Source organism: Pseudomonas brassicacearum (assembly GCF_003732175.1).
In the GTDB taxonomy this organism is placed as follows: domain Bacteria; phylum Pseudomonadota; class Gammaproteobacteria; order Pseudomonadales; family Pseudomonadaceae; genus Aquipseudomonas; species Aquipseudomonas brassicacearum_G.
This window is the reverse complement of record NZ_MOBI01000013.1, coordinates 273,570-288,121: the sequence shown is the minus strand read 5'-3', so window position 1 is coordinate 288,121 and position 14,552 is coordinate 273,570. Positions and strand designations below refer to the sequence as shown.

Genomic DNA, 14,552 nt, shown 5'->3' with positions numbered 1-14,552 from the left:
GAAATACCCTAACGGGCTATTTCGGCGCCCACCTGACGCTCGCGCCCCTGCGCACGCAGCCATTGCTGCATTGGTCGTTCGAACCAGCGATGGCATATCAGGCTGGTAGCAATCAACAGCACAAAAAACAGCAGCAAGGTCCACGACTGATAGAACACGTCGCGACCCGGGAAAAATTTGTCCGCCAACAATGCCGCGCAGATCTGTAAAGGAAAGTGCAGCAAGTACGAGGCGTAGCTGATGTCGCCCAACCAGGCCAGACGCCGCGCCAAGGGTTCCAGTACCTGATGGCATGCAGCCACGGCCATGATCGTCAAAGGAAACAGCACGGCGAACCTGATTAATAACGAATGAGCTGCGCCCGGATCGCAAGCCCACCAAGCCGCTGCGCAGCCGCTCACCAGCAACGCCCCCACCGCCCCCACCGCCCGGCCCGAGCATTTTTCGAGCAGCCAGATCAATGCCCGATACGCCAGTCCACCGCAAAAAAAGCTCAACACGCCCAAGGTGATTTTGTACTGATCGGGAAACACGTATCCGGCAATCACGATCAGAGCAGCACTCACTATCAAGGGGTATCGCGAGTATCGGAACAATAAAAAAAACACCGCATAGAGCAGCACTTCAACTGAAATCGACCAGGCCGGACCATTGAATGACCACCCCTTCTCAAATCCCCAGGCCGGCGCCAGAAAGAGATTCAGCAGTGCGTGATAGGCATCGTTGAAGGGGTAAACGAAGGCGTTCCCGTTGTAACGCGTGTATACCCACTGAAGCACCGCCACCAACCCGAAGGTCGCCAGGTGCAAGGGGTAGAGTCGGCTGAAACGCTCCCGTAGAAACTGCCTGCCACCAAGCTCCCGACTCGCCACGGCGCGACTGAATAGCCAGAAAAAAATGAAACCGGACAAGCTGAAGAACAACGCGACCGCGTCACCGCCGTGTCGGTAGAACAGCGCAAACAGGTTGTAGAAAGGCTGCTGCTCGACCTGCAAAGGCCCAGGCACAGCACCTTGGAAAAAGAAGTGCTGCCAATGCCAGAACACCACCGCCAACGCCGCCACACCTCGCAGCGCATCCAATGCATAGAGCCGTTCAGGCAGGCGCGACAATCGAGTGTTCATGGCAAAGGTCAGGGATCGCAGAATGGGTCGTCACTATGCGGTGACCTGCTCTGCGACTCAATCCCCTACACGACTCCTTCTGCACACAAGCCTTGTGGTCACCGGCGCGGCTGAGTAACGTGGCGGCACTTGTCTGGAGACCCAACGATGCGTGCTGCCCGTTCCCTGATGTTTGTCGCCCTGCTTACTGTATTCGCCGGTTGCCAGTTGCTGCAGAGCCAGCCTGAGAAACCGTCCATGGCGGGCCTGACCCGCATGCAGGGCGAACTCAGCATGGCCAACGGCAAGCTGATGTTTCAGCCGTGCCAGGAAAACAAGCTGTATGTCGTCAATGACGCCGGCAGCACCAGTATCCTGCAGGAAGCCGCAACGCTGGCGGGCGCGCAGCACAAGATTTTCGCTGACGTGCGCGGCCGGGTTGCCACTGGCAAATCAGCTGATGCGGGGGCCCAGTTCGACGTGCAGCAGCTATACCGCGTCGAACGCTCGAGCGCAGCCTGTGAAGACCCCAACTTCCAGCGGCTGATCCTGCGTGCCAGTGGCAACACGCCCGACTGGAACGTCAAGGTCAACACCAAGGGCATGGTGATCAAGCGCGCCGGCCAGCCAGCGCTGGCGTTGCCGTTTCTGGAAGAACAACTCGGTGACGGGCGTTTCAGCCTTAGTAGCGAAGCCAATGACCAACACGTTGAACTCTGGATTGCCCCACAACGCTGTGTCGACAGCGCCCACGGCAGCGTTCAATTCATGAGCGCCGAGTTGCGGGTCAACGGCCAGGTACAACGTGGCTGCGCGTATTTCGGCGGCTCGCGTAACGACTGATTCGACAGGATGCTGTTTTAGCCTCACCGGAACGGGCGGTTGAGGCTTATAATCACCGGTTTGTGAAACGCCTTTGGCGCAGTTGTGCGCCCCCGCGAACCGGACCCCGTCATGTTACGAATCACCGAACTCAAGTTGCCGATCGACCATCCCGAAGAAGACCTGCGGCCAGCCATCGTGCAACGCCTGGGCATCGCCAGTGATGATCTGCTCGATTTCACCTTGTTCAAGCGCAGCTACGATGCGCGCAAAAAATCTTCCGAACTGTGCTTTATCTATACCATCGACCTTAGCGTGCGCGATGAGGCGAAGTTGCTGCACACGTTCGCCGATGACCGTAACGTCAATGCGGCGCCGGATGTCAGCTACAAGGTCGTTGGCCAGGCTCCGCAGGATCTGAGCCAACGGCCGATCGTGGTCGGTTTCGGCCCGTGCGGGATTTTCGCCGGGCTGCTGCTGGCGCAGATGGGCTTCAAGCCGATCATTCTCGAGCGCGGCACAGAAGTGCGTCAGCGCACCAAGGACACCTGGGGTCTGTGGCGCAAAAGCGTGCTGAATCCCGAGTCCAACGTGCAATTCGGTGAAGGCGGCGCGGGGACATTCTCTGACGGCAAGCTGTACAGCCAGATCAAGGATCCCAAGCACCACGGCCGCAAAGTCCTGCACGAGTTCGTCAAAGCCGGCGCGCCGGAAGAGATCCTCTACGTCAGCAAACCGCACATCGGTACGTTCCGTCTGACGGGCGTCGTCGAAAACATGCGTGAGCAGATTCGTGCGCTGGGCGGTGAAGTCCGCTTCCAGCAAAAAGTCTCTGACGTGCTGATCGAAGACGGCCAGTTGACCGGTATCGAACTCGCCAGCGGCGAACAGATCCACTCGAAACACGTGATTCTTGCCCTCGGCCACAGCGCCCGCGACACCTTCCGCATGCTCCACGGCCGTGGCGTGTTCATGGAAGCCAAGCCGTTTTCGGTAGGTTTCCGTATCGAACACCCGCAATCGCTGATCGACAGCGCGCGCCTGGGCAAATACGCCGGTCACCCGAAACTCGGTGCCGCCGACTACAAACTGGTGCACCACGCCAAGAACGGTCGCTCGGTCTACAGCTTCTGCATGTGCCCGGGCGGTACGGTGGTGGCGGCGACTTCCGAGCCGAACCGTGTGGTAACCAACGGCATGAGCCAGTATTCGCGTAACGAACGTAACGCGAACTCCGGGATTGTTGTGGGCATCACCCCGGAAGTCGACTATCCGGGCGGCCCATTGGCAGGGATCGAGTTGCAGGAGCGTCTGGAGTCCCACGCCTTTGTGCTGGGTGGGAGCAACTACGAAGCACCGGCGCAACTGGTCGGCGATTTCATCGCAGGCAAGCCATCGACGGCGCTGGGCAGCGTCGAACCCTCCTACAAACCCGGGGTTGCGCTGGGCGATCTGGCGCTGGCGTTGCCGGCGTTTGCCATCGACGCCATTCGTGAAGCCTTGCCGGCTTTCGAGAAGCAGATTCGCGGCTACTCGCTGCACGACGCGGTGCTGACCGGGATCGAAACCCGCACGTCTTCGCCGCTGCGGATCACCCGTAACGAGTCGATGCAGAGCCTGAACGTCAAAGGCCTGTTCCCGGCCGGTGAAGGCGCCGGTTATGCCGGCGGGATCCTGTCGGCGGGTGTCGACGGGATTCGTATTGCCGAAGCGGTGGCGCGGGATATCCTCGGTATCGAGGCTTAACACAGTAGATCGTTCCCACGCTCTGCGTGGGAATGCCTCACCGGACGCTCTGCGTCCGCTCTTGGGACGCAGAGCGTCCCTGGCTGCATTCCCACGCGGAGCGTGGGAACGATCAATCCGCAGCGATCAGATATTGGCGCGCAACACGCTGGTCGGCAGCAGTTCACCGCGCTCGACACTGGCCGCAACGGCCGCGATCAAACCACTCAACTCATACCCCTGAGCCTTCAGCCAGTCCTGATCGTAATAGGTGGTCGCGTAGCGTTCGCCGCCATCGCACAGTATCGCCACGATCGAGCCACTCTCCCCCGCTGCCACCATTTGCTGCGCCGCCATCAAGGCGCCGATCAGGTTAGTCCCGCTGGAACCACCCACCCGCCGCCCCAAGCGCTGTGCCAGGTAATGCATGGCCGCCAGTGACAGCGCGTCCGGCACTTTGACCATCGCATCGATGACCTTCGGCAAGAATGACGCCTCGACCCGTGGCCGGCCAATGCCTTCGATCCGCGAACCGCAATCCAGACGCAAGCTCGCGTCGCCGGTCTGGTAATACTCGAAGAACACCGAACGCTCGGCATCGGCACACAACACGCGGGTGCAATGCTGGCGATAACGCACGTAGCGCCCCAGAGTGGCCGTCGTACCGCCGGTGCCAGGGCTGGAAATCAGCCAGCTCGGTTCAGGATGACGTTCGAAACGCATCTGCTGAAAGATCGACTCGGCAATGTTGTTGTTGGCTCGCCAGTCAGTGGCACGCTCGGCATAGGTGAACTGGTCGATGAAATGGCCGTCGTGCTTCCGGGCCAAGCGCTCGGACTCGGCGTAGATCTGCGTCGGATCTTGCACCAGATGGCTTTTGCCACCGTAGAACTCGATTTGCGCAATTTTTTCCCGGGAGGTCGTGGCCGGCATCACGGCAATGAACGGCAAGCCGAGCAAACGCGCGAAATACGCCTCGGAGATCGCCGTCGAGCCGCTGGACGCCTCGATCACCGGCGCCCCAGGCTTGAGCCAACCATTACACAGTGCGTAGAGAAACAACGAACGCGCCAGCCGATGTTTGAGGCTACCGGTGGGGTGACTGGATTCATCCTTGAAGTACAACTCGATGCCCGGCAATCCCGGCAGTGGCAAAGGGATCAGGTGCGTATCGGCGCTGCGCTGGAAGTCGGCTTCGATGATCCGGATGGCTTCGCGAGCCCACTGACGGTTGTCGCTCATGGTCTTTTTCTCATTGAATCGAATAGGCGTAAGGAAACCTGGCGGTGACAACAGGCAATGGATTGACCGTGTCGGAAGGCTCAATCAACAAGCTTAGGAAAAAACCCGCATAACGCACAGGTACAGCTGAGGCCCAATACGTCAGCCAACTGCTAGGCTCAGCGCCACAACCTTGGTTGTAACGACATATAACAAAAAAGAATATAACTTTTGTTTTAACAACTAACCGTACGGGTTAGGGTGGTCCACCTTTTGAATCGATAGATGGAGAGCGACCTTGCCTCTGCGTAGCACTTTCACGCGTTTCTTTCAGTTGGAAGCTGCCAGCGGTCTGTTATTGATTGCCGCTGCAGCTCTTGCCCTGATTATCAACAACTCACCGCTGTCCTGGCTCTATAACGGCCTGCTGGACACTCCCGTGGTTGCCCAGATCGGCGCCCTGAAAATCGCCAAGCCGCTGTTGTTATGGATCAACGACGGCCTGATGGCGATGTTCTTCCTGTTGATCGGCCTTGAGGTCAAACGCGAAATCCTTGAAGGCCATCTGTCCAAACCATCGCAGATCGTCCTGCCGGGCGCAGCGGCCATCGGCGGCATGGTCGTGCCAGCGCTGATCTACTGGTTCCTCAACAAGGACAACCCGTCAGCCCTGGGTGGTTGGGCGATCCCGATGGCCACTGATATCGCTTTCGCCCTCGGCGTGCTCGCCTTGCTGGGCAAGCGTGTACCGGTCTCGCTGAAGCTGTTTTTGATGACCCTGGCGATCATCGATGACCTGGGTGCAATCATCGTCATCGCGATCTTCTACTCCGGCGCATTGTCGACGCTGTCGTTGATGCTGGCCGCTGCCTGTCTGGTGGCGCTGGTGGCGATGAATCGGCTAGGCGTGGTCAAGCTCGGCCCCTACATGATCATTGGCCTGATTCTATGGGTATGCGTACTCAAGAGCGGTGTCCACGCCACACTGGCCGGAGTAACACTGGCGTTCTGCATTCCGCTACGGACCAAAAACGCTGAACCGTCACCGTTGCTGAGCCTGGAGCACGCGCTGCACCCTTGGGTGGCCTTCGGTATCCTACCGCTGTTCGCTTTCGCCAATGCCGGTGTTTCACTGGCTGGCGTCAACCTTGAGAGCTTCACCCACCATGTACCGATGGGCATTGCCGCCGGTTTGCTACTGGGCAAGACCGTCGGGGTCTTCGGCCTGACCTGGCTAGCCGTCAAAACCGGCATCGCAGCCCTCCCCGCTGGCGCCAATTGGGGTCAGGTACTCGGCGTGGCGATCCTTTGCGGTATCGGTTTCACCATGAGTCTGTTTGTCGGCTCCCTGGCCTTTGTGCCGGGCAGCAGCGAATACGCCGGTATGGACCGCATGGGCATTCTCACTGGCTCGATCCTCGCCGCACTGATCGGTTACGCGGTGACCGCAGCGGCCAGTAGCAAGAGCGCCGCGCTGACCTCTTGAACATCAAAGACAGAACCCAGGTACATCCAGGACTAGTCCTACAGCCACGATAAGCCACGTTCGATAACGTCGTGCAGCCCTTCACAGGGCTGCCGATGGACAAACCGAACAAGGACAATCAGTGGCTGGCAACAAGGACATCCCCAGGGTTCCCAACCCACCGTCAGGCGATGGGCATCACATTACCCATCGCTACATGACTGCCACCGAACTGGCAGAACGTGACGCAAGACAAAAATCCTACGACGACATGCTCGCAAGGCAAGCGGCCTTCGAAAAGCATCGCCAGCTCGCCGTAAAACCGCCCCCTCCTATCCGGGCCGGATGCGTCTTCGCCAAGTCCTGCAAGCTGCCGAATGCAATCATCGATTACTCGAGCCCTTCGGGAGCCGTCCCCACCGATAGCCTGAAAGACTACGGCGAGCTGATCCTTCTCGGCGCGCGCGAGGCGGATGAATCTGGCCGGGTACCCCTTCAGAAAATCAGTGGCAGCGCACTACCCGCCGGCATTGGCAGCCTGGCCCTTGGTGGCTCGGCCTTTGGCTCTACTGTCGCAGTCACGGCGGGCACGATTGCCGGCACCCTGCTCGGACTGGTGGCTTTGATCTGGCCATCAAATCTGGGCGACAGCTCGCTCTACACCGAAGACCAGTTGCGCGACCTCAAACAAGCTCGCACTCGTGTCCGTCTGCGAATCGAGCAACTGGCCGACGGCAGTCTCAAGGGCTACGCCTTCTACACCGGCAAGAACCGCGACTGGGAGATGGTCGACGTCGTTCAATTCAGCCAACGCGACAGCCGGCAAGTCGCAGATCTCGGCGAGGGTATCGAACTGATCTGGACACCGGCCATGGATCCCTCCAGCACCTTGGGCATCCCGGCCTTGGAAGCGGCGCCACCGGCACCGCACATCTGGGTCTTTCCCCCGACACCCGCCGCCGACAGCATCATCGTCAACCCGATCTACCCGCCTGAGTACAAGGATTTCATTCTGGTGTTTCCGGCGGATTCGGGGGTGGCGCCGGTTTATATTGTGGTGAGTGTTACCGGAAGACGGATTCCCAACCCAGATCACGACTATCACTCTGCGCCTGAAACAGAGGAAATTACTGGTTTTGTGGGTTTGAAAGCAGCGAAGAAGAAAACCCCACGACAAGGAGGCGGCGGGCTTCGAGAGCGTTGGATTGATACCAAAGGTCGTACAATTTATGAATGGGATTCTCTTCATGGCGAGCTTGAAGCCTACCGCGCAAGTGATGGCAGCCACCTGGGCTCATTCGACCATTTAACTGGCGAGCAAATTGATCCGCCCAAAAAGAACCGCAGCATTAAAAAATACTTGTGAGGACTGCATGGGGCTGAAAATCAGGTTGGACTGGTATGACAAGCAAACGGAAATCGCACAAGGGAAGGAATACTCTGCAGACCTAGGAGACGACGGGGCAATAATCGACGCACTAGGCTTGATGTCCGAAAGTGAAATTTATGATGGTGGGTTTGATGTTGCTGCGACCTGGATACCGACGCTCCAACCTCTGTTCAATCATCAAATTGATAGCTCTGTTTTCGACTACCAGATCGCGTTTCGATATCGACAAGTATGGTGACTCGTTAGATTTACTCATTGTTGCTTAACAACAAAAACACAAAACCCCGACCAGTTACCTGATCGGGGTTTTGTTTTAACCGCGCAAATTTTAGTGCGAAACGCGGCTGGTACCACCGACGGTGGAGATGCGCACACGTTCGCCAACACGGAATACTTCGTTTGGCTGAACTTCCTGAACGTAGGCGCGCATGCTGCCGTCGTCTTCGCGAACGGTGATTTCCACGCCTTGGGTACGGGTCACGCCTTCTTCGATGGCAGAACCCGCCAGGCCGCCGGCTACTGCGCCGATTACCGCCGCAACGATGCTGCCTCTGCCACCGCCAATGGCGCTACCGCCGACGCCGCCAACAACCGCACCGGCTGCACCGCCGATCGGGGTTTTGGTGCCTTCGATTTTCACCGGACGCAGGGACTCGATGGTACCCATGCGGATCGTCTGCACCCGACGTGCTTCGTCGCGGGAGTAGGAGTCACCGGTCAGGTTCGATTGGCAACCGGTGAGCAGCATCGCCATCGTAGAAAAAGAAGCAACCAGCAAAACAGACTTACGCATAGCATCAACTCCAAAGGACAGGTATTCATTAAACTCCGCAGCTTGACGCCTGTCACGGCACCGCCCGGATAAAATTGGTTTCATTCAGGTGCAGTACAGTCGCACTTGAGAACTCATCACACAGTAGCGCCAAATTCCAGAATCTGCGCCATTGCACCAAGGATTTCCATGGATTACTTCATCATTGTCGCCACCACCGTTGCCGGACTGTACTTCCATGGGTGGCTGTACGTGAGGATCAAACGCTGGATGGACCGTGATCTGGCGCTGGCACTTGCCGGTAATGACGAGCGGAAAAAGGCGTTCATGCTGCAACAATTGGCCATTGCCCGGCAGCAGAATATCAAACGTCGGGATCTGCCACAGTGGCTGGAGGCGGCGGCTGCCACCTACCCCACTGTGTAACATTTACGGCGCGAGGCGCTCGCGACTCCAGTCCGCGCCTTGCAGACGATAGTTCAGACGATCATGCAAACGGCTCGCCCGACCTTGCCAGAACTCGATGCGCTCTGGCAACAAACGATAGCCGCCCCAATGTTCCGGGCAATGCGGCTGGCTATCGCTGAAACGCTCTTCAGTGACTTTGAGCAGCCCTTCCAACTCGGCACGATCGGCAATTATCTGACTCTGCGGAGACGCCCAGGCCCCCAGGCGACTGCCCAGTGGCCGTACCTGGAAATAGGCATCGGATTCCTGCGGCGTTACCTTCACCACCCGACCCTCGATACGCACCTGGCGCTCCAGGGTCGGCCAGAAGAAGGTCATGGCAGCAAACGGATTGCCCGTCAGCTGCTGACCCTTGGCACTGTCGTAGTTGGTGAAGAAGGTAAAACCCTGATCATCAAGCCCCTTGAGCAACAGGATCCGGCAATGCGGGCGACCGTCCTGATCAACTGTGGCCAGGGTCATGGCATTCGCCTCGACCGGAGGCTGTTCGGTATTCACCGCCTCGGCAAACCACTGATGAAACAGCGCGAATGGCTCGGCCGGGGCCTGAGCCTCGGTCAAACCATCGCGAGTGTAGTCACGACGCATATCAGCCAGAGTCCGGGTCATTGCGTATTCCTTGTGCTTGATCAATCAGTTCCTGGCCTGATTACTGGCCGCTGGTGTTTTTTTCCGCGGTGTCCGCTTTGGCTGCAGCTGGCTTCTTGGCCGGCTGTTTTTTGGCCGGAGCTTTCTTCGCCGGAGCCTTTTTCGAGGCAGCGCCTTTCTTCTTCGACGTCGCTTTTTTCTCGGCAACAGCTGGCGCTGCAGGCTTGGCGGGCTGCACTGCAACCATTTCCACCGGTGGCGGGGTCGGCTGGCTGTACTTGTTCAGCAATGCCAGCATGGTGGTACGCTGGGTCAGCATGATTTCCACACGACGGTTCAAGGCACGGCCCTGGGCACTGTCATTGGCGGCGCGCGGCATCAGATCACCCATACCACGCAACATCAGACGATCCCCCTTCAAACCACCGAGGCTGAAGATCGATGCAACGGAAGTCGCACGGTCCTTGCTCAGCTGTTTAGCCTCGTCATGCGTCCCCGTGTTGTCACCATGGCCCAGTACGAGCACGGAAGTCTTGGTATCACCTTCTACCACCTTGGACACCTTGGTGAACTCACCCAGGGCCGAAGGCAGCAACATCGCCGGACGTTTCGGGTTGAAGGCGTCATCCACCGGAACGACTACGACCAACACGTTCTCGCGACGCTCCACTTGCAGACGGCTGCCCTGAACGGCAGCACGCAAGCGAGGCTCGTAGCTGTCCAGCCAGGCCTGGGTGATTTTCGGGTCAGGCATTGGTACATCTTTGATATCGGCCTTGGTGATGGCCTTCGGCTGGTCGCCGAACGGCCACCACCATTTGCTTTCGCTATCGGCTTTGGCTGCTGCGGCAGCTGAAGAGCCTGGAACTGCAGCCGGGGTGGTTGGCGCAGCAGCATTTGCAGTCGATTTGGCCTTCGCCGCTGCAGCGTCTTCAGCGGCCTTCGCATCTGGTTTGGCAGCGGCTTTGTCCGCGACCTTGTCCGAACCGGAACCGAAAGACCACCAGTGGCCCCCGTCTGCATCATTTTGTGGGGTTTGCGCGCAACCGGTAATGCTGAGACACAGTGCCAAGGCTAGAGATTTGTTCAGTGACATGGGGATATCCACAAAATGAGATAAGAAGCTATGGGCCGCTACGACCCGTATAAAACAGACGCTTTGAAACTATAGAAGCCACAGGGTTCCGCCCTGCGACCATTGGGCAAGTTTTTTTCAAAAAAATGCCTTGAAGCTACCCTTTACAGACAGGCGGCTAAAACCCGCACAAGCTTCTGCGCACGTGGGTCCATCAACACGTATGGCCCAAGGGTATTGGTCACAAAACCGAAGGCCACGTCATGTTCCGGGTCAGCGAAACCGACGGAGCCACCAGCACCCGGATGACCAAACGCTCGAGGGCCGAGGCCAAAGGTCGCGTTGGGTACGTCCGGTTGATCGAGCATACAGCCCAGACCAAAACGGGTCCGGGTCAATAAAGTCTTGTCTTCGCCCAGGCTGTGCTCGCGAGTCAGTTCCTGGAGCATCTCGCTTTCAAGCAGGCTGCCATCGAGCAGACCGCTGTAGAACCCGGCAAGACTGCGGGCATTGCCGTGGCCATTCGCTGCCGGTTGTTGCATACGACGCCATTCGGGCTTGTTGGTACTGGTCATGATTGATGGCGGGTTGGTAAACGCCAGAGTGGTCATGGCCTTCGGCTCACGCATCGTCACTTGCAGCAAGCGCTGCGCCGCCGCATCGCCGACATTGCCCTTGCCACGCGCGATGTGCGCCACGCGATGGAACTCTTCATCCGCGAGGCCGACATGGAAATCCAGCCCCAATGGTCGTGCAACACGTGCCACAATCGACTCGCCCGGACTACGGCCATCGGCGCGACGCAGCAGTTCCCCGACCAGCCAGCCATAAGTGATCGCCGCATAACCATGGCCTTCACCGGGCGTCCACCAAGGGGCTTCAGCGGCTAGCGCGTCGACCATGGTTTGCCAGTTGTAGAGCGCTTCAGGTGGTAGCAGCTCGCGCAAGGCCGGCAAACCGGCCTGATGGCAGAGCAACTGACGCAAGGTGATCGCCTCCTTGCCGGCAGCGGCGAATTCCGGCCAATACCTGGCGACCGGAGCATCGAGCTGCAACTTGCCTTCGGCGACCAGTTGCAGGGCGGTCACCGCGGTAAAGGTCTTGGTGCAGGAGAACAGGTTGGCAATGGTGTCGCTGTGCCAGGCCTCGTGACCGTCCTTGTCGGCAGTACCGGCCCAGAGGTCGACGACGGTCTCACCGCCGATTTGAATGCACAGTGCCGCACCACGTTCCTGGGGATCGTCAAAGAGTGCTGCGAAAGCTTCACGCACCGCTTCAAATTTAAGCTCGTAATGACCCTGAATCAGCACCCGTAACTCTCCGAAAAAACGTTTTGACACAATGACCTGCATTGTTCCAGCCCTTGAGCGATTTGGGAACAGGGGCAGGCTGGGTGATTGCCTTTACCGTTGATCAGTCAACGATCAAAAGATCAAAAGATCGCAGCCTGCGGCAGCTCCTACAGAGGCTGCGAAGTCCTAATGACCATTGGCGGAATGCCCACCTGCATGGCCGGCGCCCTGCCCTGCGCCCTTGCTGTCGCGGCCTTTTTTCCCTGCTGCGTCTTCATGACCGGCACTGTCGGCTTTATCGGCCGCAGCCTTGGCCTTCTCGGCTTCTTTGCCGAGCTGATCGACGGCCTGCAAGTTGGCCTTGCGCACACTCTCGACAAAGCCCTGAAACGGCAGATCCGTGATCCCGACCAGACCGAAATGGCCGTTTTCACCGTCCAGCAGACGGCCGGTCACCGGTTGATCGAGGTACTGGAACCAATGCACGCCGACAATCGACGGTTCACTCACCGCTTGCTTGACGAAGTTGGCGTAGGCCGGCCCACGGTCTTCTTCCTTCGCCAGCTCTGTTACACCGCCCCAGAACGGACCGCGATCACGCGAGCCGAAGTTGAACTCGGTGATCAGCACCGGTTTGTCCAACGCCTGTAGCTTGGCGAAGTCATAACCGTCCTGAGGTTTAAGCGTGTACATGTTGAAGCTCAGGACGTCGCAATACTGCGCGCAAGACTCGACAGCCTCAGGTGTGCTGATGGCAAACCGACCACCGAGCAGCAGGTGGTTGGGTGCGTGCCATTTCAGCGAATCGGCAATGGTCTTGAAGTAGGTATCGGCAAAGACTTTCTGGAAATACTTGAAGTCGGCTTCGATTTCCGGGTGTTCCGCACTTGGCAGCGGCGGCACGAACCCCGGGTCTTCCATCAATTCCCAGGCCGGCAGATCAATGCCCCAGGCTTTCGACAGGCCCGCCTGGTTACGGTATTTATCCCGCAGTTGCTTGAGGAACGCCCGTTTGGCCGGCACGTCGGTGGTCATTTTCAAAGTACCGTACGCCAAGGCATAACGGGCCTTCGGGTCATCGCCAGGACCGGCCCAGGCCAGTTCGTTATCGGCGAAGTAACCGATCAGCCATGGGTCGTCGCGGTGATCGCGTGCCGCAATGGCCACGGCGCGCTCGGTGGCCATGGCGAAACGCGGGTCGAACGGATCGGGCATGCCGCCCCACCAGTCGGTGCCGGTGCTGATACTGGCGTAATCGCCGACGATAGACAGCGGCAAGGTGTAGGGCACACGGTCGTTCAAGCCCAGCGCCGGAGCGCTCCAGTCGCCGATGGTGTTGAAACCCCAGGCTTGCAGGCGGTCAAGTGTATGGTGGGTCCAGCGCTTTTCGTCGAACGTGTGTGGAGCGCATGGGGTTGTGGCGGCGTCTGCCTTGGCTTCCTCAGCCTTGGTTGCACTCGCGACCGCACACGGCTGGCCATAAGTGCGCTGCAGGTTGGCACCGTAGAAGTCATACCAGCGACCGGTATTGAACCCACGCCCCTGATCGGCACCATTGCCACTGCGGTTGTCGCCTTCACCGTAATGGCTGGCCAATGGCTCGTCGTTAGCGGGCAACGACTCGAACATGGCTTCGCGCCCGGCGACATAGGTCTGGCTGGCATCGGCGGCAACCGTATTGACCCCCAGGGAATAGAACGGGTGACCTTCCGGTGTCACCAGATACCAGCGACCATCACGCTTTTCCGTACGGAAGAAGCCGCTGGCCTTGAACGCCGGACCTTTGCTCCAGCCACCGAATGTGTCCAGGGACGAACGCTCACGCTCGGCCAGCCAGGTTTTCAGTTGCTGTTGTTCTTTATTTGCTGCGGCTTTGAGCTTCTCGTCGCTGGTGACTTTTTCCGGCCATTTCGCTCGCGTGGACTGACCATAAGCATCCACTAACGAACCGTAGGCCGCTTTGACCACCGCCTCGCCGTCCTGCACGCCAAAGCGCTCAAGCATGATGCTCTGGGCGACTTTTGGCTGATCCATCGACAGCGTCACCGACACCACCTGGCTGCGATCCAGTTCACCCGTGCTGCTGGCCAGCAATACACGCTGGCCTTCGACAGTGATCGGCATCGGCGGCCCGGCTTTCAGGCCCTGGCTCAACGGCGAACTCGGTGTCAGGGGCACCAACAGGGTTTGCGCCGGCCCGGCCGGCAGATCGATGCGGCTGACCAGGGTCTTGCCGTCGTTGCTCTGGATTTTCACGTAGAGCGTCACGGCCCAGTTCATCGCGCTCTGGATACGCAGGCTCATGACACCAGACTGCGACCAGTCCCAGGCGCCGCTTTGCGGAGTCAGGCGCAGGTTCGGTTGAACCGCCGGGTTGAAGGTCACCCGGCGCAGCACTTCACCTTCGGCCGTTTGCTCCGCATTGGACTGCGGCAGGCTGGCGTCCTGAGTCGCCACCTGGACCACATCGGCGGGCCGGACAAAGTTGAACAGCGTCTGTTGTCCAGCCGGAGCCGCCAACAGTGGCGCAGCGAACATCAGGGCAAAAACAGCGGGTAACGAACGGCGAATCATATGAACCAGGTTCTCCCTAACGACCGGTGAACGGCCTATGTGGAATCGGTGAAGGGG

13 protein-coding genes are annotated in these 14,552 nt (G+C 59.0%); 6 read left to right on the top strand and 7 right to left on the bottom strand.

Annotated features, from left to right (window positions below; translation table 11 throughout):
- Nucleotides 1-8: 8 nt before the first annotated feature.
- Nucleotides 9-1,124 (bottom strand): acyltransferase family protein, encoded by a 1,116-nt coding sequence (locus BK658_RS12195; protein WP_123582491.1) that lies wholly within the window; start codon nt 1,122-1,124, stop codon nt 9-11.
- A 147-nt stretch (nt 1,125-1,271) separates the two neighbouring features.
- On the opposite strand from BK658_RS12195, the gene BK658_RS12190 reads away from it, so the two are divergent.
- Together BK658_RS12190 and BK658_RS12185 are read left to right on the top strand one after the other, a co-directional pair.
- Complete coding sequence (locus BK658_RS12190; protein WP_123582490.1) at nt 1,272-1,946, top strand: COG3650 family protein; 675 nt, start codon at nt 1,272-1,274, stop codon at nt 1,944-1,946.
- A gap of 111 nt (nt 1,947-2,057) precedes the next feature.
- Nucleotides 2,058-3,671 carry an NAD(P)/FAD-dependent oxidoreductase gene (locus tag BK658_RS12185; RefSeq protein ID WP_123582489.1) on the top strand — a complete coding sequence of 538 codons (1,614 nt, stop codon included), beginning with the start codon at nt 2,058-2,060 and terminating at the stop codon, nt 3,669-3,671.
- A gap of 126 nt (nt 3,672-3,797) precedes the next feature.
- Here BK658_RS12185 and BK658_RS12180 read toward each other — a convergent pair whose 3' ends face one another.
- Nucleotides 3,798-4,892 carry a PLP-dependent cysteine synthase family protein gene (locus BK658_RS12180; protein ID WP_123582488.1) on the bottom strand — a complete coding sequence of 365 codons (1,095 nt, stop codon included), beginning with the start codon at nt 4,890-4,892 and terminating at the stop codon, nt 3,798-3,800.
- A gap of 277 nt (nt 4,893-5,169) precedes the next feature.
- On the opposite strand from BK658_RS12180, the gene nhaA reads away from it, so the two are divergent.
- The 3 genes from nhaA to BK658_RS12165 all read left to right on the top strand — a co-directional run bounded on the left by nhaA (nt 5,170) and on the right by BK658_RS12165 (nt 7,964).
- Nucleotides 5,170-6,357: a Na+/H+ antiporter NhaA gene (gene nhaA / locus BK658_RS12175; protein ID WP_123582487.1), complete on the top strand. Its 1,188-nt coding sequence runs from the start codon at nt 5,170-5,172 to the stop codon at nt 6,355-6,357.
- A 121-nt stretch (nt 6,358-6,478) separates the two neighbouring features.
- On the top strand, nt 6,479-7,702 hold the full coding sequence (locus tag BK658_RS12170) for a colicin E3/pyocin S6 family cytotoxin (protein ID WP_123582486.1): 1,224 nt from the start codon (nt 6,479-6,481) through the stop codon (nt 7,700-7,702).
- 7 nt (nt 7,703-7,709) lie between these two features.
- Entirely contained in the window at nt 7,710-7,964 is a 255-nt protein-coding gene (locus tag BK658_RS12165; protein WP_123582485.1) for a colicin E3-like toxin immunity protein, read from the top strand.
- A 90-nt stretch (nt 7,965-8,054) separates the two neighbouring features.
- Here BK658_RS12165 and BK658_RS12160 read toward each other — a convergent pair whose 3' ends face one another.
- Nucleotides 8,055-8,519, bottom strand: coding sequence for an outer membrane lipoprotein (locus BK658_RS12160; RefSeq protein ID WP_123582484.1), 465 nt, complete (start codon nt 8,517-8,519; stop codon nt 8,055-8,057).
- A gap of 168 nt (nt 8,520-8,687) precedes the next feature.
- On the opposite strand from BK658_RS12160, the gene BK658_RS12155 reads away from it, so the two are divergent.
- Nucleotides 8,688-8,924 (top strand): hypothetical protein, encoded by a 237-nt coding sequence (locus BK658_RS12155; RefSeq protein ID WP_123582483.1) that lies wholly within the window; start codon nt 8,688-8,690, stop codon nt 8,922-8,924.
- Between the two features lie 3 nt (nt 8,925-8,927).
- On the opposite strand, the gene pdxH is transcribed toward BK658_RS12155, so the two are convergent.
- From pdxH to BK658_RS12135, 4 genes are all read right to left on the bottom strand, one after another.
- On the bottom strand, nt 8,928-9,575 hold the full coding sequence (pdxH, locus tag BK658_RS12150) for a pyridoxamine 5'-phosphate oxidase (RefSeq protein ID WP_123582482.1): 648 nt from the start codon (nt 9,573-9,575) through the stop codon (nt 8,928-8,930).
- A gap of 40 nt (nt 9,576-9,615) precedes the next feature.
- Nucleotides 9,616-10,650 (bottom strand): OmpA family protein, encoded by a 1,035-nt coding sequence (locus BK658_RS12145; protein ID WP_123582481.1) that lies wholly within the window; start codon nt 10,648-10,650, stop codon nt 9,616-9,618.
- Between the two features lie 143 nt (nt 10,651-10,793).
- Entirely contained in the window at nt 10,794-11,939 is a 1,146-nt protein-coding gene (locus tag BK658_RS12140; RefSeq protein ID WP_123582579.1) for a serine hydrolase domain-containing protein, read from the bottom strand.
- Between the two features lie 168 nt (nt 11,940-12,107).
- A complete protein-coding gene (locus BK658_RS12135; RefSeq protein ID WP_123582480.1) occupies nt 12,108-14,495 on the bottom strand; it encodes a beta-galactosidase in 2,388 nt (795 codons plus the stop codon).
- Nucleotides 14,496-14,552: the final 57 nt, after the last annotated feature.

What these genes read in the sequence shown, in the direction of transcription:
- BK658_RS12195 (WP_123582491.1), bottom strand. Translation starts at nt 1,124, where the DNA reads ATGAACACTCGATTGTCGCGCCTGCCTGAACGGCTCTATGCATTGGAT.
- BK658_RS12190 (WP_123582490.1), top strand. Translation starts at nt 1,272, where the DNA reads ATGCGTGCTGCCCGTTCCCTGATGTTTGTCGCCCTGCTTACTGTATTC.
- BK658_RS12185 (WP_123582489.1), top strand. Translation starts at nt 2,058, where the DNA reads ATGTTACGAATCACCGAACTCAAGTTGCCGATCGACCATCCCGAAGAA.
- BK658_RS12180 (WP_123582488.1), bottom strand. Translation starts at nt 4,892, where the DNA reads ATGAGCGACAACCGTCAGTGGGCTCGCGAAGCCATCCGGATCATCGAA.
- BK658_RS12165 (WP_123582485.1), top strand. Translation starts at nt 7,710, where the DNA reads ATGGGGCTGAAAATCAGGTTGGACTGGTATGACAAGCAAACGGAAATC.
- BK658_RS12160 (WP_123582484.1), bottom strand. Translation starts at nt 8,519, where the DNA reads ATGCGTAAGTCTGTTTTGCTGGTTGCTTCTTTTTCTACGATGGCGATG.
- BK658_RS12155 (WP_123582483.1), top strand. Translation starts at nt 8,688, where the DNA reads ATGGATTACTTCATCATTGTCGCCACCACCGTTGCCGGACTGTACTTC.
- pdxH (WP_123582482.1), bottom strand. Translation starts at nt 9,575, where the DNA reads ATGACCCGGACTCTGGCTGATATGCGTCGTGACTACACTCGCGATGGT.
- BK658_RS12145 (WP_123582481.1), bottom strand. Translation starts at nt 10,650, where the DNA reads ATGTCACTGAACAAATCTCTAGCCTTGGCACTGTGTCTCAGCATTACC.
- BK658_RS12135 (WP_123582480.1), bottom strand. Translation starts at nt 14,495, where the DNA reads ATGATTCGCCGTTCGTTACCCGCTGTTTTTGCCCTGATGTTCGCTGCG.